Origin of the sequence: Curtobacterium sp. MCPF17_002, assembly GCF_003234115.2 — a bacterium.
Taxonomy (GTDB): domain Bacteria; phylum Actinomycetota; class Actinomycetes; order Actinomycetales; family Microbacteriaceae; genus Curtobacterium.
In genome coordinates this window covers 344,401-362,634 of sequence record NZ_CP126251.1, presented here as the reverse complement: position 1 = coordinate 362,634, position 18,234 = coordinate 344,401, and the positions used below count along the sequence as shown (strand labels likewise).

The window sequence follows — 18,234 nt, the reverse complement described above, 5'->3', positions numbered from 1 at the left end:
GCCAGCTGCGCCAGCCAACCCGCTGTGCCGACCGCTCGTGCGTCGTGCCACGCTGGACGGGTGCGCGACCTCGTGATCCCGGCCCCGGCCCTCCCGACCGTCCCGACGTCGACGGGCGGACGTTTCCCGGTCCGTCGCGTGTTCTGCGTGAGTCGGAACTACGCCGCCCACGCGCGGGAGATGGGGCATGACCCGGACCGCGAGCCGCCGTTCTTCTTCACGAAGCCCGCCGACGCGGTCGTGGTCGACGACGCCGACACCCCGTACCCGACGATGACGGACCGACTCGAGCACGAGGTGGAACTGGTCGTCGCGATCGGCACCGGCGGGAGTGACCTCGCGGTGGACGATGCCCTCGGGCACGTCTGGGGCTACGCCGTCGGACTCGACCTGACCCGGCGCGACCTGCAGGCCGAGGCGAAACGGCTGGGCCGGCCGTGGGACACCGCGAAGGGGTTCGACGCCTCGGCACCGATCGGGGCGCTCACCCCGGCGGCCGGGGTCGACCCGACGACCGGCACGATCGAGCTGCGTGTGAACGGGGACCTCCGGCAGTCCGGCGACCTGGCGGACCAGATCTGGTCGGTGGCCGAGACGATCGCGGAACTCTCGCGGTTCGTGACGCTCGCACCGGGCGACCTCCTCATGACCGGGACACCGGAGGGAGTCGGTGTCCTCGACCGCGGCGACGTCCTCGACGGCACGATCGCCGGCGTCGGCTCCGTCCGGACCCGGATCGTCTGATCGTCCGACCTCCTGATCGTCCGACCTCCTGATCTTCCGGGTTTCACGGGTTTGTCCCGGCCCTGGGAGCCCTCGCAGGCTCGACGGGTAGCAAGGGGTCGACGCTGCGGGGGGAACTGCGGCGTCTCCAACGGGACACACCGGGCGCGACGGGGCGCGCGGACGTGTCCGGACAACGGAGGTGCGCCGTGCAGGAACACGACCTGCTCGCGACGTCCTGGACCTGGGCCGGTGACGAACCCCTCGGCGAGCGCGTCCGCGCCGTCGGGGCAGCCGGCTTCGCGGGGCTCTCGCTCTCGCTCGGCGACCTCCACGAGGTCCGGGCGACCATCGGCTTCGCCGAACTCCGCCGGGTGCTCGACGGCTCCGGGATCGTCTGGGTCCAGCTCGGCCCCCTCGAACGCTGGTGGACGTGCTCGAGCCGGACGCCCGACCAGGAGGCCGACCGAGGTGTCGTCCTCGAGGCTGCCGCGATGCTCGGCGCCTGGCAAGTGGTCGCGCGAGCGGACACCACGCTGCCCGGCATCTCGCCGGCGGCCATGGTCGAGGACTGGGCCGACCTGGCGAGTCAGGCCGCGAAGGTCGGCGCACAGCTCGTCCTCGAGCCGGAACCGTGGTCGAACCTGCCCACGGTGGAGCGTGCGTCCCGGTTCGTGGCCGCGGCCGGTCACCCGAACGGTGGACTGCTCGTCGACGCGATGCACGCGCTCCGCGGCGGCTCCACGCTCGCGTCGATCCGGCAGGGGATCGCGCCGGACACGCTCGCGGCGGTGGAGCTCAGCGACGGGCTGCTGCACACCCCGGCCGGCATGACCCTGTCCGAGGAGTCGCGCGCGGCCCGGTACCTGCCGGGTGCGGGCGCCTGGGACCTGCCGGGGTTCATCCGTACCGTGCGGGACCTCGGCTTCGACGAGCCCTGGGGCGTCGAGGTGCGGACGGCAGCGCACCGGGCGATGCCGACGGCGGACGCGCTCCGCACCGCGGCCGCGGCGACCCGAGCCGTGCTCGACGCCGCCGACGCGTACGGCTCCCCCGCTGCCCCGGCGATGCCGACCACCCCGGCGCCGACCTCGGCGGTGGACTTCGAGCCACCCGCGCACGGGCAGCACGACCGGGCCCACCGCGCCCGTCGTCGTGATGCCGACACAGGCACCCCCGCGTAACGTCGGTGGCATGACGGACCACGCACCACACGACGACGACCTCCTCCGCCGCTCGCAGGAGTCCATCGACGAGGCGAAGGCCGCCGCGGCCGACGTGACGGAGCCGGAAGAGGACGAACTCATCGACGAGGACCTGCCCGTCGCCGACGGGTCCGCGCCGGCCGACGGGCCAGCACCCGCTCCGTGACCTGCGGCCCCGCACCCATTCGGTGACCCGGACGGGTCCGACCGCACCTCAGTCGATCTCGACGACCCGGACCGTCACGTCGGCGGGGCGCTGACCGAGCACCACGGTGGCGACCTCGGCGAGCCGGTCGCGAACGGCCCGCAGCAGCGCGACCGTCGGCACGGCCCGGTCCGAGGTGAGGACGACGCGGATCCGCGCTCCCTCGGGACGGTCCTGCACGAGCACCGCGCCGCCGTCGCGCGGCACGTCGAGCACCTTGCGGACGTCCCGCACCAGGGTGGCCAGCGCCGGTCCGGGAGGCAGCACCGACCGCACGCCCGGCACCCCGAGGACCGCCTGGGTCAGCTGCCGCGAGAGGTCCCGGGTGTCGCGCGTCATGCGGTCCCTCCGTCGATGAGGTCGGCGACGCGCACCACGATCGACCGGACGGCGAACGGAGCGTGCGCGGCGAGTGCGGCCTCGACCCCGAGCCGCAACGCCTCCGCGCGCTCGTGCACGGGTCCGTCGGCGGTCACCGCGACCGAGACCTCGACGTCGACCGCCCCGCCGGGGACGGTGACGTCGCCGGTGAACCGTGTCCGTCGCACCACCAGGCCCGGGACCTCGTCGCCGAGTGCCCGCACGAGTCCGCGGAGCGCGCCCTCGGTCACGACGAGCGTCGACGCAGGGTCGTCGTCCGGCACCGGGATGTCGCGACCGGCGTGCGCCGTCGTCCGGATCGAGGTGAGCACGGCGGCGATCCAGGAGTCGTCGGCCGCGGCGACAGCGGCGGCGGAGACGTCCGTGGCGAGCAGGTCCCGCGACGCCGTCCGGAGCGCCTCGAGCCGCCCGAGCGCGGCGGCGGCCTCGGGGTCGCCCTCGATGTCCGGGCGCGCTGGTCGCCGGTCCGAGTCGAGGTAGTCGGAGAGCTCCTCGAGGGTGAAGGCACCGAAGCGTTCGTCGTCGGTCATCGCCACCCCTCCATCTGCTCGAGGACACGTCGTCGTGCCCGCGCGAGGACACCCCGGACGGTCGCCTGCGGCATCCCCGTCGCCTCGGCGATCTCGGCGTACGACGCCCCACCGATCTCGCGCATCACCCAGACCGCACGGGGTGCGTCGGGAAGTGCCTGCACGATACGCGCGAGTTCCTGGACCTGCAGCCGCGTGGCGACCACCTCGTCGACGGGACGGTCGTCGGCGGACTCCGCCACTGCCTCCAGATCGAGGTGGGGGTGACGGCGTCGGAGACGGTCGAGGGCCTTGTTGGCCGCGATCCGGAACAGCCAGTTGCGCACCCGGTCCGGGTCGTCGACCCGGTCGATGCGTTGCCAGGCCTGCAGGGCGGCTTCCTGCACGGCGTCGTCGGCCTCCCCGTCACCGTGCCCGAGGATGCGGGCGGCGTAGGCCCGCATGTGCGGACCGTACCGGCGGATGAGCACGCCGAAGGCGGCGGTGTCACCGTCGGCGCTGCGCTCGACGAGCGAGGCGTCCGACAGGGACGCCAGGGCATCAGCGTCGGTCAGGGTGCGCTCCTCGGGGAATTCCGGGTCCGGACGTGACGAACCTGCTGTTCGCCTCGTCTTCTGTACGGCGACCCGTGCGTTCCCTGATCCGGCGCACGGGTCGTCTCCACCAGGTCGAGCCGAGCTCGGTCGAGCCGACTTCGGTCGACCGGAGTTCGGTCGACCGGACCTCTCAGTCGTCGACCTCGTCGCCGAGGAAGTCCGCGTAGGTGACCTCGGACTCCGGCAGGACCGTCCCCGGATCGACCGGCGTCCGTGCCGACCGGTCCGCGGCGACGGTGCCGCGCTCCTCCGTGGTGAACGGGGGCAGGTACTTGCTCGCGCTCATGCTCGCGCCCTTTCGTCCCGGCGAACGTAACAGCCGGCGACGGGATCGCGGATGACCGGCCCGGAATCGTCCCCCGATCGAGGGTGGGACGGGGGACGGAAGTTCGCCGTTGGCTGAGCCGATGCAGACGCATGCTCAACTCTCGCGGACCACGTCGTCCGGGTCCTTGTCGACCCGCCACCCGCGCCAGGACGGCTGTCGCAACCGCCCGTCCGAGGTCCACTCCGCGAACTCGACCTCACCGACGCGCTTCGGCGTCACCCAGTGCGCGTCGCGGGCGTCGGGCCGCGGGACGTCCCCGAACGGCGAGGTCTTCCGCTCGAGCGGCGCGAGTGCGGCGCCGATCTCGTCGAGGTCCCGGTCACGGAACCCGGTGCCGACCTTGCCGACGTACTCGAGCCCGTCCGGTCCCGGCACCCCGAGGAGCAGGGAGCCCACACCGCCGGCACGTCGACCGTTGCCGGGTTTCCACCCGCCGACGACCACCTCCTGCGTCGCGTGGTGCTTGAGCTTCAACCACGCTTCGGACCGCCGCCCCTCGGCGTACTTCGACGAGCGCTTCTTCGCGACGACCCCCTCGAGTCCCTGCTGCTTCGAGTCCGCCATCGCCCGCGGCAGGTCGCCCTGGTACGCCGGGGGGACGTCGATCACGCCGCCGGGGTCGACCACGGTCTCCAGCGCCTGCCGACGGGCGTCGTACGCGAGGCGCGTGAGTTCGTGCCCGTCCGCCTCGAGGACGTCGAAGAGCAGCAACCGCACCGGCGTCTGCGCCATCGCGGCGTCCACCTCGCGCTTCTTGGTCAGCCCCATCCGGTTCTGCAGGAGCTGGAACGAGGGCCGCCCGCGGTCGTCCAGCGCGACGATCTCCCCGTCGAACACACCGTCGACCCCGGCCCGATCGCCGAGCTCCTGCAGCTCCGGGTACTGGTCCGTCAGGTCGTTGTCGTTGCGGCTGCGGAGGGTCACCGAGCCGTTCCGCACGGTGCAGAGCGCCCGGATCCCGTCCCACTTCATCTCGAACGCCCAGTCCGACGGGTCCAGCACCGGCTCACCCTTCGCCAGCGACGCCTGCATCGTCCGACGGTCCGAGGGCGCGGTGTCCGACTCGGCAGCCCCGTCGATACGGGTCTGTCCGTCACGGTCGTGACCGTCTGCCGTCCGTCCGCCACGGGGTGCGGTCGTCGGCCTGGAGGCGCGGCTCGTCCCCGCCGCGTCGCCGCCGTCCGCCAGGCGGTCCGGCTGGTCCTTGGTGCGGTGGATGAGCCAGTTCTTCTCGTCGCCCTCGCGCCCCCGACCCCGCCCCCGTGTGTGCAGCAGGGCGAGCCGTCGAGCGCCGCCGGTCCGACCGTGCAGCGTGACGATGACCTCCTCGCCCTCGCGCCACTTCTCGAGCTCGTAGGTGCCGTCGTCCCAGATGGTCACCGTGCCGCCGCCGTACTCGTCCTTCGGGATCGTGCCCTCGAAGGCGCCGTACTCGAGCGGGTGGTCCTCCGTCTGCACCGCGAGGTGGTTCTTCCCCGGGTCGCTCGGTTCGCCCTTCGGCAGGGCCCAGCTGACGAGCACCCCCTCGTGCTCGAGCCGGAAGTCGTAGTGGTCGCGGGTGGCGTGGTGTTCCTGGATGACGAACGTCGGGGTGCCGTCCTTCCGGACGGTGGGTGCGTCCTCGGGGACCGGCTCCGGCGTCTTCGAGGCGTCGCGCTTCGCGCGGTAGGCGGCGAGGCGGTCCCGGCCCGGTTGCTCCGCGTCGTTCGCCTGCTGGGTCCGGTCGCTGTCCCAGTGACCGTGGTCGTGTCTGCCGACGGCCAACGAGGCGGACGCGACCGGGTGCAGGTGGTCGCCACGGGCCTCCAGGCGCTCGAGCACCTCGTCCAGCGTGAGCTGGGCGAGCCCGCGCTCCTCCAGTTCCTTCCAGGTGCGGGGCGCCGCGACCGTCGGCCGGTCCCGGCCGCGGAGCGAGTACGGGGCGATCGTCGTCTTGTTGCCGTTGTTCTGCGACCAGTCGACGAAGACCTTGCCCTTCCGCTCGGCTCGGCTCATCGAGGACAGCACCAGGTCCGGCAGGTCCTGTTCGAGCGACTTCGCGAGTTCGTGCGCGACGTCGGAAACCTGACCGGTGGTGGCACGGCCGTCCAGCGCCGCGTACAGGTGGATGCCCTTCGAGCCGGACGTCACCGGGTACGGGTCGAGGCCCATGCCGTGCAGGACCTCGCGTGCCGCGACGGCCACCTCGACGCACTCGGACAGCCCGACGCCCTCGCCCGGGTCGAGGTCGAGCACGAGCCGGTCCGGGTTCTGCTGCGCCCCGCGGGGACCGAACCGCCACTGCGGGACGTGCAGCTCGAGCGCGGCCTGCTGCGCCATCCACACCAGGGTCGGCAGGTCGTCGACGATCGGGTACTCGTTGTCGTGCTCGGAGTGGTGGATGGTGTGGTGCCGGACCCAGTCCGGGGCGGAGTCCGGCAGGTTCTTCTCGAAGAACACCTTGCCGTCGACGCCGTTCGCCCAGCGCTTCCGGGTCACCGGACGGTCCTTCACGTGCGGGATCATCCACGGCGCCACGCGCTCGTAGTACTCGATCACGCGCCCCTTGGTCGTGCCGGTCTCGGGGTAGAGCACCTTGTCGGTGTTCGTCAGCGCGAGCCGCCGGTCGCCGACCAGGACGACCGTCTTGCGGGAGGTCGGGCTCACAGCGCCACCCCGGTCGCTCCCGCCACGGTGAGGGTCGACCCGGAGGTGTAGGACGACTCCGGTCCCGCCAGGTAGACGTAGGCGCTGCCGAGCTCGACCGGCTGCGCGGGACGGCCGAAGGGCGTGTCCTGCCCGTACGCGGCGATCTCGTCGCCGGGGTAGCTGATCGGCTGGAGCGGCGTCCACACGGGTCCGGGCACGACGGTGTTCGCCCGGATGCCCTTCGCCGCGAGCTGGCGGGCGAGCCCGTTCGTGTACGTGATGATCGCGGCCTTCGTCGCCGCGTAGTCGATCATCCGGTCCTGCGGCTGGTACGCCGACACCGAGCTGGTGGTGACGATCGCGCTGCCCGGCGCCATGTGCGGCACCGCGGCACGGACCAGCCAGAACAACGAGTAGAGGTTGACCTTCATCGTGCGGTCGAAGTCCTCGGTGCTCTGCCGGGTGATGTCCTCGTGCACCTGCTGGTGCCCTGCCACCAGGACGAGCGCGTCGAGGCCGCCGAGCTCGCTGACAGCGTCACGCACCAGCACGTCGCAGAACGCCTCGTCGGTGAGGTCGCCGGGCAGCAGCACGGCCTTCCGTCCGAGGTCGCCGACCACGTCGCGGACGGCTTCGAGGTCCTCACGCTCCTCGGGGAGCGCGTTCAGGGCGACGTCCGCGCCCTCCTTCGCCATCGCGATCGCCGCCGCGCGACCGATGCCCGAGTCCGCTCCCGTGACGAGCACCCGGTACCCGCGCATCCGGCCCGTGCCGAGGTAGCTCGTCTCGCCGTGGTCGGGCGCGGGGTCCATCGCACTCGCCAGTCCGGACCCCTGCTGGGTCTGCGCGGGGAACGGCGGACGGGGGAACTGGTCGCGCGGGTCCTGCTTGTCGAGCTGGCTCATGCGACCATCGTGCTCCCTGGCAACTCCGGGCACTCCAGCCTCCACACGGGCATCATGAGCGCATGAGGTCGATCTGGAAGGGCTCCATCGCGTTCGGGCTGGTCAACGTGCCGATCAAGGTCTACGCCGCGACCGAGACCCACGACGTCTCGCTGCACCAGGTCCACGACGAGGACAAGGGCCGCATCCGGTACAAGCGGGTGTGCGAGTTCGGCCACGAGGTCGAGTACGCCGACATCCAGCGCGCCTACGACGACGGCGACAAGACGGTGATCCTCACGGCCGACGACTTCAAGAAGCTCCCCGAGGAGCAGTCGCACGAGATCGAGGTCCTCGAGTTCGTGCCCGTCGAGCAGGTCGACCCGATGATGTTCGAGAAGTCGTACTACCTCGAACCGGACTCCCGCTCCCCGAAGGCGTACGTGCTGCTGCGGGAGACACTGGCGAAGACCGACCGTCTCGCGATCGTGCAGTTCACCCTCCGGCAGAAGACCCGACTCGGCGTGCTCCGGGTGAACGACGACGTCATCCTGCTGCAGGGGTTGCTCTGGGGCGACGAGGTGCGCGCCGCGGACTTCAAGGCGCTCGATGCCTCGGTCAAGGTGAGCGCGAACGAGCTGAAGATGTCGTCGTCGCTCGTCGACAGCATGGCCACCGACTTCGATCCCGACCGCTACACGGACGAGTACCAGGCGGAGCTGCAGCAGCTCATCGACGCGAAGCTCGAGGCCGGCGACGACGTCGACACCGAGAAGACCTTCGGCGACCGCGCTGAGGACGACGACGAGGGGGAGGGCGGCGACGTCATCGACCTCATGGCCGCGCTGCGGGCGTCGGTGGACAAGAAGCGGTCGCGGTCGTCGTCCGGGTCGCGGTCGTCCGGGTCGCGGTCGGCGTCGACGTCGACGTCGACGTCGTCCGACGAGAAGCCGGCGGAGAAGAAGCCCGCTACGAAGAAGGCCGCCGAGAAGAAGGCACCGGCGAAGAAGGCCCCCGCCAAGAAGCCCGCCGCGAAGAAGCAGGCCAGCTAGCCGTCCCGGTGCGACCGCCGGAGCGCGAGGGGGATCGACACCCAGAGCACCGCGGTCCCGACGAACACGGCAATGCCGCCGATGAGCCCGCCGACGTCACCGATCACCACGTCGAACACGAACAGCACCGTCCCGGAGAACAGCAGCGCGCTGGCGATGAGCGTCGCGAGCAGGATGCGGTTGCCGACCCGCACGAGGTCGTGCTTCTGCCGCTGCCGGAAGACGAGCCGGTGCGAGGACACCGCGGACAGCGCCACGATCGTCACGGCGGCGGCGAGCACGACCAGCACGAGGTACAGCCCTTCCTCGAGGTCGCTGAGCATCGTGAACCGCTGCTGGAACGGCAGCGTCAGCAGGAACCCGCCGAGGATCTGGGTTCCCGTCTGCACGATGCGCAGCTCCTGCTGGATGTCGGACCAGTTCCGGTCCCAGCGTTCGGTCGGGGTCTCGTGCCGACCGCGTTCGGTCTCACTCATACCGCGAACCTACCCACCGACGGCCGCGGGGTCGGCGAGGTCCGACACGAGCCGGTAACACGCCTGCGCGACACTGGACGCATGACTCCAGAAGAGCCTGGGGCCGTGTCGTCGACACCCGCGACCGATGGCCCACCCGTCACCGTCTCCATCACCCGCCTGGTCGAACCGGACCGCATCCCCGACGCCACCCGCTGGGTCCAGTCTGGTGTGAACCTGGCGAACCGCTACCCGGGGTTCCTCGGGTCGGGGTGGGTGCGCTCGCACGCGACGAGCCGCGAGTGGCACATGCTGTACCGGTTCGCCGACCACGACTCCCTCGCGACGTGGGAGAACTCCGACGACCGGCTGCGCTGGCTCGACCTGGGCCGCGACCTCGTCGTGGACGCCCGTGTCGAGAAGCGCACCGGCATCGAGGGCTGGTTCGACGTCCCGCAGGACGCTCCGGCGTCGAGCGCTCCCCCGCGGTGGAAGCAGGCGGTGAGCATCTGGCTCGGGTTCTTCCCGGTGAACCTGGCGTTCACGTACCTGGTCGGCTGGCTCGTCCCGGCGTTCGGCGCGCTGCCGGTGCTGCCGCGGGTGCTCATCACCACGCTCGTGCTCACGCCGATCATGACGTTCTGGGTGCTGCCGTTCGTCACGAAGCTCATCCGGCCGTGGCTCCTCGCCCCGCCGCGCGCGAACCGCGACGCGGCGCCGGCGCCGGCGCCGCCACCCGGCCGCTAGGGCGTCCCGAGCACCGACAGCTGGTCGAGCCGCTCGAGGATCACACCCTCGCGGAGCGCCCAGGGGCAGATCTCCAGCGCGGGCAGGTCGAAGATGTCGAGACACGCCTCGGCGACGAGCGCCCCGGGGACGATCTGGTGCGCCCGGCTCGCCGAGACACCCGGCAGCTCGGCGAGTTCGTCCACCGTCATCGCGAGCAACGACGGCAACTTCGCCCGCAGGACGGCTCCGTCGAGCGCCCGCGGGACGAGCGCCCCGGCCCCGGACGGCGCCGCTCCGCAGATGCGGGCGATGGAGCGGAACGTCTTCGAGGTCGCCACCGCACGGTCGGGTCGTCCGGCGCGGAGCAGGAGTCCGGCGTCACGGGCGATCTCGACGCGGATCTCGTGCCGGATCCGGCGGACGTCGTCCTCGCTGGGGGTCCCGGAGGCGAAGTGGGTGCGGGCCAGGCGCGCGGCGCCGATGGGCATGGACCACGCGACGTCCGGTGCTTCGTCCCCGCCGCCGGCGATCTCGAGCGAGCCGCCGCCGATGTCGAACACGGCGAGCCGCCCCGCCGACCAACCGAACCAGCGGCGGACGGCCAGGAACGTCAGCCGCGCTTCGTCGGAGCCGGACAGGACGGCGAGTTCGACGCCGGTCGAGGCCTCGACGTGGGCGAGGACCGCCTCGGAGTTCACTGCGTCGCGGACGGCTGAGGTCGCGAACGCGAGCATGTCCTCGCACCCGCGCTCCTCGGCGACGCGGACGGCGTCGGCCACGAAGGCGGTGAGGGCGTCGACCCCGGCCTCGGTCACCGCGCCGGCGTCGTCGAGGTGCTCGGCGAGCCGGAGCGGCTGCTTGAACGACGAGGCCGGCAGCGGCGCGGCGCCGCCGTGGGCGTCCACCACGAGCAGGTGGCCGGTGTTGGACCCGATGTCGAGGACTCCCACGCGCATGCGTCAACGCTAGTGGCCGTCTCGTGACAGCAGGGGCGGGCCTGGAGGCGCGGGTCAGGCCCGCAGGAACTGCTCCAGTTCCGCGGTGGTCGGGTACGAGGCCTGTGCGCCCACTCCGGTCGCGGCGTACGCCCCGACCCCCACGGCGAACCGGGCGGCGTCGACGAGGGAGTCCCCCGCCGCCAACCGGAGCGCCACGGCACCCATGAAGGCGTCGCCGCAGCCCGTGGTGTCGACGGGCTCCACCCGCACGGCGTCGATCGACACCGCATCGTCGGCACCGTCGTGCACGGTGCACCCGGCGCCGCCCCGGGTCACGATCGAGCGGGCGACGCCGTGGTCGCCCAGCTCGGCGGCCTCGTGCTCGTTCACCAGCAGGACGTCGGTGAGGTCGAGGAGCTCGGCCGGCACGGCGCCGAACGGGGACAGGTTCGTCAGCACCGTGACACCGGCCGCACGAGCGGTCCGGGCCGCGGCGAGGACGACGTCCATCGACACCTCGAGGCAGAGTCCGAGCACCCCGGCACCGTCGAAGGCGTCGGCGGGGACGTCGTCCGGGGTCAGCGTGGCGTTCGCGCCGCCGGAGATCACGATGGTGTTCTCGCCGGCGGCGTCGACCGTGATGACGGCGGTGCCGGTGGCCACGCCCTCCCGGACGGCGACGTGCGTCGTGTCGACACCGGCAGCCGCGACGGAGTCGCGGAGCAGTGCACCGTTCCCGTCGTCGCCGACCGCGCCGATCATGCGCACCGTGCCCCCGAGCCTCCCGGCAGCCACCGCCTGGTTGGCGGACTTGCCGCCGGGCAGGGTCCGGAGATCCGACCCCTGGAGGGTCTCACCGGGCTTCGGGAAGCGCTCGGTGCGGACCACCAGGTCCGCGTTGAGCGAGCCGACGACGACGATGGTGTTCAACGGACGGACTCCTTCTGCGGGGCGACGGACGTCGTCTCGGCGCTCGACGGACGCGGGATGAGGAACGACATCGCGAGGGCACCGATCGTGATCGCGGCTCCGAGGAGCATGCCACCGGAGTACCCGGCGGTGCCCGCGGACCCGCCGACCCCGAGGGCGATCTGCAGCGCCGGCAGGACGGCGAAGCTGACGCCCGCACCCAGGTTGAACGCACCGGCGTTGAGGCCCGGCAGGAACCCGGGGTTGGAGTCCGGCGAGAGCACGATGCCGAGGCCGTTGAGGATGATGTTCGCGATGCCGGCGTAGGTGATGCCGATGAGCACGGTGGCCACCACGAGGACGGGCAGCGAGTGCACGCCGACGATCGCCATGAGCAGCGTCGCGACGATGCTGCCGATCAGGCCGACCCGGAGGATCGCGCGGTAGCCGAGCGTCGGGGCGAGGCGGCCCGCGAACGGTCCGACGATCCAGCCGACGAGGGCGTAGGGCGTGAGGAACACCAGCGAGGCGAGGTCCGCCTCCATGCCGAAGCCGACGTCGTGGTTCTGCGCGAGCGAGGTCACGAGGCCGTTCACGACCGCGAAGACGCCGGTCATCGTGAGGAACGTCGTGGCGAGGAGCGCCCAGGTCCCCCGCCGCTTGAGGAACCGGGTCTCGACCAGGGGTTCCTTCACGCGGGACTCGACCGCCCAGAACACGGCGAACGCAGCCAGGGCGACGACGATCCCGCCGATGACGAGGACGGGTTTCGCCGCCCCGAGCTTGCCGGCCTCGTTGAACGCCGTGAGCAGCGCACCGACGGAGACGACGAGCGGGACGACCCCGATCCAGTCCATCCGGGTGCCCGCCGACGGCTTCGACTCGACGCCCCACACGGCGACGAGCGCCAGGGCGACGACGGTGACGACGGCGATGACCCAGAAGATGCCGCGGAACCCGAAGTTCGTGGCGATCCAGCCGCCGGCCAGCGAGTCGATGCCGGCGATGCCGCCGTTCACCGCGGTGAGCAGGCCGAGCGCGGCGCCGTAGCGCTTCGGGTCGCTGATCTCGTTGCGGAGCACGAGCAGGCAGATCGGGACGACCGGGCCGGTCACGCCCTGGATGATGCGACCGGTGAAGAGCATCGGCAGGTTGACCGCGAGCGCGGCGACGATGCTGCCGACGAGCATCACGGCGAGCATGCCGAGCAGGACGCGCTTGCGGCCGACGATGTCGGACAGGCGCGGCAGGAACAGCGAGAACAGCGCCGCGAGCGTGAAGTAGAGCGTCTGCGACAGGCCGATCGTCGCGTCGTCGGTGTTGAGCTCCCGCGCCATCGTGACGAGTGCGGGGCTGAGCATGCTCGCGTTGAGCTGGAACGCGATGCAGGCGGCGAGGAGCGCGGCGGTGAGGGCGCCGATCGACTTCTTCGTCGATGTGGTGGTCATGGTGTTCAGATCTCCGGGGTCGTGGTGGTGCCGGCTTCGACGGCGGTGGCGGCGGCACGGGGTGTCCAGCCGGTGTCGGGGGTCTCGCCGATGCGCTCGAGGGCGTCGACGACGAGGTCCCAGAAGCGGCCGTGGTCGAGCTCCATCGCGGCGCTCGTGCGGCAGTCCTCCGGGGCAGGGGCACGGAAGTCGGCGACGGTCATGCCGAGGGTCAGGGTGCCCTGCGTCTCGACGTGGATCGGGACCTTCACGGCGCGGACGATCGTGGGGTCGATGACGTACGCGACGGCGCAGGGGTCGTGCACGGGCGGGGCGTCGAAGCCCTGCGCGTCCTTGTAGGTCTGGCCGAAGAAGTCGAGCAGCTCACCGACGAACGCGGCGGGGGCGGTGCCGACGGCGGCGATGCGCTGGGCGACCTCCGGCGTGGCGAGGGCCTGGTGGGTGAGGTCGAGGCCGACCATCACGACGTCCCAGCCGGCGTCGAACACGATGGACGCGGCCTCGGGGTCGATGACGATGTTGAACTCGGCGACCGGGCTCCAGTTGCCGACGTGCACGCCGCCGCCCATGAGCACGACCTGCTTGACCCGCTCGACGATGCGGGGCTCCTTGCGTGCGGCGAGGGCGATGTTCGTCAGGCCGCCGGTCGGCACGAGGGTGACCGTGCCGGGCTCGTGCGCCATCACGGTCTCGATGATGAGGTCGACCGCGTGGCGCCGGTCGAGCTCGAAGGACGGCTCGGGGAGCATCGGGCCGTCGAGGCCGCTCTCGCCGTGGATGTCACCGGCGACCTCGATCTCGCGGAGCAGCGGACGGTCGGCGCCGGCGGCGAACGGCACCCCGGTGATCCCGGCGATGCGTGCGACGGCGAGGGCGTTGCGGGTGACCTTCGGCAGTGTCTGGTTGCCGACGACGGTGGTCACGGCGAGGAGCTCGATGTCCGGGTTGCCGTGCGCCAGCAGGAGGGCGACGGCGTCGTCGTGGCCGGGGTCGCAGTCGAGGATGATCTTCGCTGGCTGGTTCGCTTCGGACACGCGAGGTGCTCCACTTCGTCGGGGATGAGGTCTGGGCCTGACGTGGTGGGGGTCCGCACCGACGGAGGATCGGTCCCGGCGCGGCACGTCAAGCGTTTGACATCAGAACACGTCAAACGCTTGACGTCAAGTCGCTCGGTCCGGTCCACCTGCCCGGCGAGTCCGGGTCGGTAGCATCGGACCGTGCCATCCTCCGCCGTCCCCGGCCGCCGTGTGACCGCCGCGATGGTGGCCGACCGCGCGGGCACGAGCATCGCCACGGTGTCGCTCGTCGTGAACGGCAAGGAACGCGGCCGGGTCTCCGCGCCGATCGCCTCCCGGGTGCGCGACGCCGTCGAGGAACTCGGGTACGTCGTCGACCACGCCGCGAGCACCCTGGCGCGGGGCAGCGGCGACCTCGTCGTGCTCATCGCCCCGGACCTGTCGAACCCGTTCTTCGCCGAGGTGATCCGCGGCGTCCGGGACACCATCGGCGACCGCTTCCAGCTCGTGCTCTCCGTCACCGAGCGGGGCGCGCAGCCCGTCGCCGCCGACGTCCGGCGGTTCGAACGCCTCCGGCCGGCCGGGATCCTCGTCGACGCACCATCCGCCGGCGAGGCCATGACCGCCTCGGTCCCGGTCGTGCTCCTCGACGCCCCGGGTGGCGAAGCAGCCGTCAACTACGACCTCTCCCCCGGTGTGCACGACCTCGTGGCACACCTGCGCGATCGCGGGCACCGCCGGGTGGGGTACCTCGACGGGACCTCTCGTGCCACGACGTTCGGCGTCCGCCGGGAGCTCTTCGAGCAGGAGTGCGCAGCCGCCGGCATCACCGTGTCCGAGGTCACCGCGCGTGCGGACCTCACCGTGGACGCCGCGGCGTCCGCGACCGAGCACGTCATCGAGGCCTGGCAGGAGGACGACGTCACCGCCGTCGTCGCAGCCGCGGACACCCTGGCGTACGGGGTGCTCCGGACCGCCGGGCGGCTCGGGATCGCGGTCCCCGGGGACCTCGCCGTCGCCGGCTTCGACGACCTGCCGTCGTCGTCCGTCACGGCGCCGGCCCTGACGAGCGTGGCGCTGCCGGGAGCCGACCTCGGCCGGGCCGCGGCCCTGCGCCTCCTCGCGACGCTGGACGGCACCGAGATCGACTCGGTATCGCTCCCGACCCGGCTCGTGCCGCGGGCCAGCACCGGCGCGTAGCGCGCGTCGTGACGGACGACGAACTGGAGGCGCGGTGCCAGCCGGCACCGCGCCTCCAGTCCGTCGCCACGTCACCTCGCAAGACGCCGCTCGCCGGTCGAGACGCCGCCCGATCCGGCGGCGTCTCGACTCCCTGCCGGTGTCTCGGCTACCTGCCGGCGTCTCCCGGCGGCACGGATGCGTCAGGAACTGATGCATCTTCGGCCGCTGGGGCCACGCGACCCTCGCGCTGTGCACGCTCGAGCTCGTCGGCCTCCGCGCCCCCGACGGCCTCGCCGCGGGCGACCATGCCGGCTGTGTCGGAGAGCGTGATCTGCGGCAGGAACAACGCGAGGAGGAACGCCACCGCGATGAACGGCAGCAGGTACCAGAACACCGGCGCCAGGGAGTCGGCGTACGCGTTCACGATGCCGTCCTGCACCGCCTCGGGCAGCTTCGCCACCGTCGCGGGGTCGATGCTGCCCGCCGACGACGCCGCGTCGGTCGCCGAGCCGCCGGCCCCGCGGAACACGTCGGTGAGCGACGTCGTGAGCCGTGCGGTGAAGAGCGCACCGAACACGGCGGTGCCGAGCGAGGCGCCGACCTCGCGGAAGTAGTTGTTCGTCGAGGTCGCGGTCCCGACCTGGTCCGCGGGCACGGCGTTCTGCGCGACCAGGACGACCACCTGCATGATCAGGCCGAGCCCGGCGCCGAAGACGAACAGGTACGCGCAGATCAACCAGATCGGGGTGTCCGCGGCGAGCTGGGTCATCGCGAGCATCGCGATGGCGACCAGGACAGTGCCGATGATCGGGAACATCCGGTAGCGACCGGTCTTGGTGATCAGGTTGCCGGACGCGATCGAGGTCCCGATCAGACCGACCATCATCGGCAGCATCAGCAGACCGGAGACGGCGGCCGAGGTACCGGAGGCCATCTGCAGGAAGGTCGGGACGAACCCGATCGCCGCGAACATGCCGATGCCGAGCACCAGGCCGATGCCGGTGGCCAGCAGGAACGTGCGGTTCCGGAAGAACGCCAGCGGGAGGACCGGGTCCTGCGCCCGCGACTCGACCAGCACGAGGAGCGCAGCGGACACGACGAGCCCGGCGAACCAGGCCCAGGTCTCGAGGGCGTCCCAGCCGTGGTCCTTGCTGCCGCCGAACTCCGAGAAGAAGACCAGGCACGTGGTCGCCGCGGACATGAAGACCACGCCGAGCACGTCGATGCGCTTCGTCGCCTTCTTGTTCGGCAGGGTCAGTGCGAACCACGCGACGAAGAACGCCGCGATGCCGACCGGGATGTTGATGTAGAACGCCCAGTTCCAGGTGAGGTGGTCGACGAAGAACCCGCCGAGCAGCGGGCCGCCGATCGCCGACAGGCCGAAGATCGCGCCGAGCGGGCCGAGGTACTTGCCGCGCTGCGAGGCCGGCACGATGTCGGCGATGATCGCCTGCGACAGGATCATCAGACCGCCGCCGCCGAGCCCCTGCATGGCGCGGAACACCACGAGCTGGGTGAAGTCCCCGGCGAAGGCGCACCCGGCCGACGCGATGGTGAACAGCGCGATCGCGATGAGGAACAGGTTGCGACGGCCGAGGACGTCGCCGAACTTGCCGTAGACGGGCATCACGATCGTCGAGGCGAGCAGGTACCCGGTCGTCAACCAGGCCTGGTGCGCAACGCCGCCGAGCTCGCCCACGATGGTGGGCATCGCCGTCGACACGATGGTCTGGTCGAGGCTGGAGAGCAGCATCCCCGCGATGAGCGCGGAGAAGATGATCCAGATCCGGCGCTGCGTGAGGAGCAGCGGTCCGTCGGAGCCTGGGCGGGCACGCTTGGTCGTGCCCGGCGCGGTTGCGCTCATGGGGTGTGTTCCTGTCCGGTCGTGATGGCCGCTCGCATGAGGCGGAGGTTCTGGGTGAGCAGTTCGTCGAACGACGGCCCGGTGGTCTCGTCGAAGGCGTCGTCGAAGTAGGTCTCCGCCGTCACCTTCGCCAACGCCGCCGCCGCCTCGGTCACCAGACGCGCGCGGCGGTCGGACGGGTCCGACCAGCCGAACCGCTGTCGGAGCGCCGCGGTGATCCGGGCGAGCTGCACGTCGGTCGCCGACAGGAACCGTGCGACGAGGGCCGGCTCCCGTTCGAAGACCCGGCGCACCAGGACCTCGTCCGAACGGTCGATGCCGTAGCGGCGGAGCTGGTCGATCGCCAGCGCGACGATCGAGTCGAGCGGGTCGAGGTCGGCCGCGACGATCCCGCCCGCGGCGTACTCGTCGATCGCTTCGACGTCCGCGTGCAGTTCGACGCCGAGCACGGCGTCGTCCTTCGAGGCGAAGTGGTTGAAGAACGTGCGCCGGGACACCCCGACGGTCTCGCAGAGCTGTTCGATCGTGAACCCGTGCAGCCCGTGCTCGACGGTCGCCCGACGCGCCTCGACGATCATGCGTCGGCGCAGTGCGCGGGTGCGTTCGGTCGTGCTCACCAAGCAAGAATTGCACTATCAGGCTGAAAGTGCAATGAGCGTTCGGACTACAGCGCCTTCTCGAAGCAGAACGACCAGGGCATCGTGGCGATGTACGGCTCGTAGACCGGGATCCGGTCCCAGCCGGTCTTCTCGTAGAGCGCGACGGCGTCGGGCTGCTTGTCGCCGGTCTGCAGGATCAGTCGTGCGGCGCCGACCTCGCGGCCGACCCGCTCGCACTCGTCGAGGAGCGCCGTGGCCGCACCCTTGCCGCGTGCCGACGTGAGCACGATGAGGCGCTTGAGCTCGACCTCGTCGCCGAGACGACGGATCGCGATGTGCCCGACGGCCTCACCGGACTCGTCGATCGCCAGGACGGAGGTGATGACGGTCGACGGATCGACGGCGAGCGCGCGGTTCCGTTCGGCCGAGATCGCCGGGTCCTCGTCGCCGTTCGACGAGCCGTAGCGTTCGTGCATCTCGTCGTCCATGCGGGCGCGGAGCACCACACCTCGGGGGTCGTCCCAGGACACGCGTTCGATCGTGATCACGATCGACGATCCTG

At 71.6% G+C, this 18,234-nt stretch carries 20 protein-coding genes; 6 read left to right on the top strand and 14 right to left on the bottom strand.

The genetic code is table 11. The annotated features are described in order from the left end of the window. Positions 1-60 precede the first annotated feature (60 nt). The 3 genes from DEJ28_RS01770 to DEJ28_RS01760 all read left to right on the top strand — a co-directional run bounded on the left by DEJ28_RS01770 (position 61) and on the right by DEJ28_RS01760 (position 2,094). A complete protein-coding gene (locus DEJ28_RS01770; protein WP_111114263.1) occupies positions 61-744 on the top strand; it encodes a fumarylacetoacetate hydrolase family protein in 684 nt (227 codons plus the stop codon). Between the two features lie 188 nt (positions 745-932). Further along, entirely contained in the window at positions 933-1,907 is a 975-nt protein-coding gene (locus DEJ28_RS01765; protein ID WP_146248777.1) for a sugar phosphate isomerase/epimerase family protein, read from the top strand. Positions 1,908-1,917: 10 nt separating this feature from the next. Continuing rightward, a complete protein-coding gene (locus DEJ28_RS01760) occupies positions 1,918-2,094 on the top strand; it encodes a hypothetical protein (RefSeq protein ID WP_181433589.1) in 177 nt (58 codons plus the stop codon). Between the two features lie 48 nt (positions 2,095-2,142). Here DEJ28_RS01760 and DEJ28_RS01755 read toward each other — a convergent pair whose 3' ends face one another. The 6 genes from DEJ28_RS01755 to DEJ28_RS01730 all read right to left on the bottom strand — a co-directional run bounded on the left by DEJ28_RS01755 (position 2,143) and on the right by DEJ28_RS01730 (position 7,501). Then, positions 2,143-2,472, bottom strand: a complete 330-nt coding sequence (locus DEJ28_RS01755; RefSeq protein WP_111114261.1) for a hypothetical protein — start codon at positions 2,470-2,472, stop codon at positions 2,143-2,145. Then, positions 2,469-3,044, bottom strand: coding sequence for a hypothetical protein (locus DEJ28_RS01750; protein WP_146248776.1), 576 nt, complete (start codon positions 3,042-3,044; stop codon positions 2,469-2,471). Before DEJ28_RS01750 ends, DEJ28_RS01755 begins: the two co-directional genes overlap by 4 nt. Then, complete coding sequence (locus tag DEJ28_RS01745; protein ID WP_258367891.1) at positions 3,041-3,571, bottom strand: RNA polymerase sigma factor; 531 nt, start codon at positions 3,569-3,571, stop codon at positions 3,041-3,043. Before DEJ28_RS01745 ends, DEJ28_RS01750 begins: the two co-directional genes overlap by 4 nt. A 199-nt stretch (positions 3,572-3,770) precedes the next feature. Then, complete coding sequence (locus DEJ28_RS01740; RefSeq protein ID WP_181433588.1) at positions 3,771-3,926, bottom strand: hypothetical protein; 156 nt, start codon at positions 3,924-3,926, stop codon at positions 3,771-3,773. Positions 3,927-4,061: 135 nt separating this feature from the next. After that, complete coding sequence (locus DEJ28_RS01735) at positions 4,062-6,614, bottom strand: ATP-dependent DNA ligase (protein ID WP_111114258.1); 2,553 nt, start codon at positions 6,612-6,614, stop codon at positions 4,062-4,064. Then, positions 6,611-7,501 carry an SDR family oxidoreductase gene (locus DEJ28_RS01730; protein WP_111114257.1) on the bottom strand — a complete coding sequence of 297 codons (891 nt, stop codon included), beginning with the start codon at positions 7,499-7,501 and terminating at the stop codon, positions 6,611-6,613. Before DEJ28_RS01730 ends, DEJ28_RS01735 begins: the two co-directional genes overlap by 4 nt. Before the next feature lie 62 nt (positions 7,502-7,563). Between DEJ28_RS01730 and ku the strand changes: the two genes are divergently transcribed. Then, positions 7,564-8,532 (top strand): non-homologous end joining protein Ku, encoded by a 969-nt coding sequence (gene ku, locus DEJ28_RS01725; RefSeq protein WP_111114256.1) that lies wholly within the window; start codon positions 7,564-7,566, stop codon positions 8,530-8,532. Here ku and DEJ28_RS01720 read toward each other — a convergent pair. Continuing rightward, positions 8,529-9,008 (bottom strand): DUF6328 family protein, encoded by a 480-nt coding sequence (locus DEJ28_RS01720; RefSeq protein ID WP_111114255.1) that lies wholly within the window; start codon positions 9,006-9,008, stop codon positions 8,529-8,531. The two genes, ku and DEJ28_RS01720, sit on opposite strands and share 4 nt — an antisense overlap. A gap of 81 nt (positions 9,009-9,089) precedes the next feature. Here DEJ28_RS01720 and DEJ28_RS01715 point away from each other — a divergent pair, with 81 nt between their 5' ends. After that, the gene (locus tag DEJ28_RS01715; protein WP_111114254.1) at positions 9,090-9,734 is read left to right on the top strand and encodes a putative antibiotic biosynthesis monooxygenase; all 645 of its coding nucleotides are present in this window, start codon (positions 9,090-9,092) and stop codon (positions 9,732-9,734) included. Here DEJ28_RS01715 and DEJ28_RS01710 read toward each other — a convergent pair. Genes DEJ28_RS01710 through uriH form a run of 4 tightly spaced genes read right to left on the bottom strand, consistent with a single transcriptional unit; the run spans position 9,731 to position 14,045 of the window. Beyond that, a complete protein-coding gene (locus tag DEJ28_RS01710; RefSeq protein ID WP_111114253.1) occupies positions 9,731-10,672 on the bottom strand; it encodes a Ppx/GppA family phosphatase in 942 nt (313 codons plus the stop codon). The genes DEJ28_RS01715 and DEJ28_RS01710 overlap by 4 nt on opposite strands. Before the next feature lie 54 nt (positions 10,673-10,726). Next, the gene (locus DEJ28_RS01705) at positions 10,727-11,584 is read right to left on the bottom strand and encodes a ribokinase (protein WP_111114252.1); all 858 of its coding nucleotides are present in this window, start codon (positions 11,582-11,584) and stop codon (positions 10,727-10,729) included. After that, positions 11,581-13,011 carry a uridine transporter UriT gene (gene uriT, locus DEJ28_RS01700; protein ID WP_111114251.1) on the bottom strand — a complete coding sequence of 477 codons (1,431 nt, stop codon included), beginning with the start codon at positions 13,009-13,011 and terminating at the stop codon, positions 11,581-11,583. Before uriT ends, DEJ28_RS01705 begins: the two co-directional genes overlap by 4 nt. 5 nt (positions 13,012-13,016) lie before the next feature. Next, positions 13,017-14,045, bottom strand: coding sequence for a uridine-preferring nucleoside hydrolase UriH (gene uriH, locus DEJ28_RS01695; protein ID WP_111114250.1), 1,029 nt, complete (start codon positions 14,043-14,045; stop codon positions 13,017-13,019). A gap of 183 nt (positions 14,046-14,228) precedes the next feature. Here uriH and DEJ28_RS01690 point away from each other — a divergent pair, with 183 nt between their 5' ends. Then, positions 14,229-15,227 carry a LacI family DNA-binding transcriptional regulator gene (locus DEJ28_RS01690; protein ID WP_349774943.1) on the top strand — a complete coding sequence of 333 codons (999 nt, stop codon included), beginning with the start codon at positions 14,229-14,231 and terminating at the stop codon, positions 15,225-15,227. Positions 15,228-15,375: 148 nt separating this feature from the next. Here the strand turns inward: DEJ28_RS01690 and DEJ28_RS01685 are convergent, their stop codons facing one another. Genes DEJ28_RS01685 through DEJ28_RS01675 form a run of 3 tightly spaced genes read right to left on the bottom strand, consistent with a single transcriptional unit; the run spans position 15,376 to position 18,220 of the window. Beyond that, the gene (locus tag DEJ28_RS01685; RefSeq protein ID WP_111114249.1) at positions 15,376-17,073 is read right to left on the bottom strand and encodes an MDR family MFS transporter; all 1,698 of its coding nucleotides are present in this window, start codon (positions 17,071-17,073) and stop codon (positions 15,376-15,378) included. Beyond that, positions 17,070-17,690 carry a TetR/AcrR family transcriptional regulator gene (locus tag DEJ28_RS01680; protein WP_258367866.1) on the bottom strand — a complete coding sequence of 207 codons (621 nt, stop codon included), beginning with the start codon at positions 17,688-17,690 and terminating at the stop codon, positions 17,070-17,072. Before DEJ28_RS01680 ends, DEJ28_RS01685 begins: the two co-directional genes overlap by 4 nt. A gap of 47 nt (positions 17,691-17,737) precedes the next feature. Then, the gene (locus DEJ28_RS01675) at positions 17,738-18,220 is read right to left on the bottom strand and encodes a GNAT family N-acetyltransferase (protein ID WP_258367865.1); all 483 of its coding nucleotides are present in this window, start codon (positions 18,218-18,220) and stop codon (positions 17,738-17,740) included. Between the last annotated feature and the right edge of the window lie 14 nt (positions 18,221-18,234).